This is a genomic window from Kitasatospora sp. NPDC007106 (assembly GCF_040634455.1).
Classification (GTDB): Bacteria; Actinomycetota; Actinomycetes; order Streptomycetales; family Streptomycetaceae; genus Kitasatospora; species Kitasatospora arboriphila.
The window spans coordinates 1-2,847 of sequence record NZ_JBEYFP010000744.1 but is presented as its reverse complement, the minus strand read 5'-3'; the positions used below and the strand labels follow the sequence as shown (position 1 = coordinate 2,847).

At 74.6% G+C, this 2,847-nt stretch carries 5 protein-coding genes; 4 read left to right on the top strand and 1 reads right to left on the bottom strand.

What is annotated here, in order from left to right; translation table 11 throughout:
- Nucleotides 1-162: 162 nt before the first annotated feature.
- Complete coding sequence (locus ABZ641_RS31730; RefSeq protein WP_344625348.1) at nucleotides 163-633, top strand: ATP-binding protein; 471 nt, start codon at nucleotides 163-165, stop codon at nucleotides 631-633.
- A gap of 22 nt (nucleotides 634-655) precedes the next feature.
- Here the strand turns inward: ABZ641_RS31730 and ABZ641_RS31725 are convergent, their stop codons facing one another.
- Entirely contained in the window at nucleotides 656-1,015 is a 360-nt protein-coding gene (locus ABZ641_RS31725; protein ID WP_344625349.1) for an STAS domain-containing protein, read from the bottom strand.
- A 295-nt stretch (nucleotides 1,016-1,310) separates the two neighbouring features.
- Here ABZ641_RS31725 and ABZ641_RS31720 point away from each other — a divergent pair, with 295 nt between their 5' ends.
- The 3 genes from ABZ641_RS31720 to ABZ641_RS31710 form a co-directional block, all read left to right on the top strand.
- Nucleotides 1,311-1,664, top strand: coding sequence for an STAS domain-containing protein (locus tag ABZ641_RS31720; protein WP_344625350.1), 354 nt, complete (start codon nucleotides 1,311-1,313; stop codon nucleotides 1,662-1,664).
- Entirely contained in the window at nucleotides 1,661-2,074 is a 414-nt protein-coding gene (locus tag ABZ641_RS31715; RefSeq protein ID WP_344625351.1) for a DoxX family protein, read from the top strand. Before ABZ641_RS31720 ends, ABZ641_RS31715 begins: the two co-directional genes overlap by 4 nt.
- Before the next feature lie 90 nt (nucleotides 2,075-2,164).
- A partial coding sequence (locus ABZ641_RS31710) for a VanZ family protein (protein WP_359987399.1) occupies nucleotides 2,165-2,847 on the top strand: 683 nt, incomplete at its 3' end.

The window sequence follows — 2,847 nt, the reverse complement described above, 5'->3', positions numbered from 1 at the left end:
GCGGGCATCTCGGTGCCCGAACCGCCGGAACTCCGTACGGCCTGGGGGCCGTGGCCGCTGCTGGTCGTCGGGCTGCTGGTCCTCTGCGTCCTGGTCTTCATGGTGGCGCGGATCTTCGCCTGAGCAGCACCCCCGGACCCTGGGGGCCGGCGGGAGGACGCCATGACCGACGAACGCGCAGGACTGTCGGACCACCGCGTCCGCCACCTGCGTCCCGGACAGGAACACGCGCTGGCGACGGCGATGGCCTTCGTCCAGCAGACCCTCGACGACTGGTACCCGGCCGGCCGCGACCGGGCCGAGACCCGGCGCGTCCGGGAGGACGCCTTCCTGGTGGCCGACGAACTGGTGGCCAACGCTTGCGCGCACACCCCGGGGCCGACCCGCCTCGACCTCGACAGGGCCGGACGGCGGCTGAGGATCTCGGTCACGGACGGGGACTCCGCACCGCCCGTCCTCCTCCACCCCTACCGGCCCGACGCGACCTCCGGCCACGGGCTGCAGATCGTGGAGCGGCTCGCCCTGCGGTGGGGCCACCGGCCCGTGGGCGGCGGCAAGACCGTCTGGGCCGAGCTGCTGCCGCCGCTGCCCCAGGTCAACGGCTTCCCGGTCGATCCGGGTCGGCTCGAATGACGCCGGCGACGGACGGCGGCCGTCAGCAGGCGGTGCCCTCGAACCGGCGGGGATCCGTGAGCTCGATGTCGAAGACGGTGTCCGCTTCGGTCACTTCCAGGAGGCGGACCACCTGCGGGCTGGGCGAGGCCAGGCGGAAGCCGATCCCCGCCGCCAGGGCGATCTGCCGGGCGCGAAGGAGTTCGTTCAGGCCGGCGGAACCGCAGAAGTCCAGCGCGGCACAGTCCACCGTGAGCAGCTCGGGCGCCGGCTCCTCCAGCAGTGCCCCACCCAGGGCCTCGGCCAGGGCGTCCGAGGTCTCCATGTCGACCTGTCCCGCCAGTGCCAGCCTGCACACCCCCGGCGGGGCGGGGCGGCGGGTCACGCGGAACTCGGTTTCCACGGTCCGTTCCTCTCGTCGGCCGGGCCTCCCGTAGCGGGAGGTCACCAGTTCGACACTGGCCCATTCGGGTGCCCGTCCACAGCACCGTGAGCGAAGCGGCACGGTTCCGCCGTCCTGAAAACGAAGAACCTCCGGCTTCGTGGCGATCCGATCGGTCCGACCGGTTTGTCACGCTCCGCCGCCGACGCCGGAGACGGCCGTTCGTTTCCCGGGGGCGTGGGCCGGGCAGGCGCGCGCACAGATTCAGGGCGGGACCCCCGGAGCGGGCGGCCCCGCACCCCTGGAGGAGGCTCCCGTGCATCCCGTCATCCACGTCACCCACCGCTCGCCCACGCCCGGCCTACGGGTCGTCCAGCTGGCCGGGGAGGCCGACACCGGCAGCACCGAGACGCTGCGCGCCGCACTGGACAAGGCGCTGAGCCGCCTCCCGGCGCCCCACACCGTCGTGGTGGACTGCTCCGGCCTGGAGTTCTGCACCACCGCGGGCCTGAACGAACTGATCGTCGCCCGGGAGCGGGCCGCGGCGAACGGCATCGCCTTCCGGCTGAGCGAGCCGCGCGAGCAGCTGGCCCAGCTCCTCCGGGTGACCGGAACGCACGAGCTGTTCGACGTCGAGCCCGCCGCCCTGCTGGAAGGCCACCTGTCATGACCGTCGTCAGGGTCTGCGCACGCCCCCTGCCGGCCTCGACGTTCATCGCCGGCGGGGCGGACGCGGTGCGGCGCCCCGAGCACCTCGCACCCGCCGCCCGGCCGGTCGTCGACGCCCTGTCCGACCTGCCCGGGGTACCCGCCCGCACCGTCAACGCCGTCCGCCTGAACGGCGGCGTCCAGGCCGCCTCCGGCCTGCTCCTCGCGGCGGGGAAGCCGCCGCGGCTGTCGGCGGCCGTGCTCGCCTGCACCCTCCTCCCGGTCACCTGGGCGGGCCACCGCTTCCGGGAGGCCGAGGACGAGGGCGAACGCACCCAGCAGCGCATCCACTTCCTCAAGAACCTCTCCATGCCCGGCGGCCTCCTGATGGCCGCCCCCGCCGACGAGGACGGCCACCACCTGCTCCCATAGGACGGCTCCCGCCGGTGGGGCGGGCGTGTATCGCGGGCGTATCGAAAACCGCATACGCCGCCGCAACGCCCCACCGGCTCGAATGGGGGCATGAACCTCGACGCCTCCCCGTCCGCACCGCCCCGCCGCACGCTCAGGGCCGGGCTCCTCGGCCTGGCGGTCCTCGGCCTGGCGGGCGCCGCGTTCGTCGTCCGCCGGCCGCTGATGATGTCCGCCCCGCGGTGCATGGCCGGGCGGTGGCACGGCTGCTTCGACACCTTCAACGGGGTGGTGCTGATGACGCTGGTCGTGCTGCCGCTGTCGGTGCTGGTGGCGTGGGCCCTGGCGCACCGCCGACGTGCCGCCGGGGCCGGCCGGGCGTGGCGGAGGTCGCTGGCCGAGGTCGGCATGGTCCACGGGACGGTGCCGTTCGTGTGGATGACCATGATGCCGGGCGGCGGGGCCGGCACCGTGCCCGCCCGGGTGAGCCTGGTGCCGCTGCGGGACCTGGTCACGATGGGGGCGCTGGGGATCGTGGGCAACCTGCTGGTCTTCGCGGCGCTGGGCTTCTTCGCGCCGATGCGGTTCGCGGCGCTGGCGTCCGTGCCTCGCGTGCTGGCGCTCGGGGCGGGCTGCTCCGTCCTGGTCGAGACCGCGCAGTACGTCCTGCAGCTGGACCGGGTGTCCTCCGTGGACGACGTCCTGGTCAACGCCGTCGGCGCCGGGCTGGCCGGCCTCGCCTCGCGCCGCTGGTGGCGCACCGCGGACCGGGCGCCGTCGGAGCCGTCCCGCCC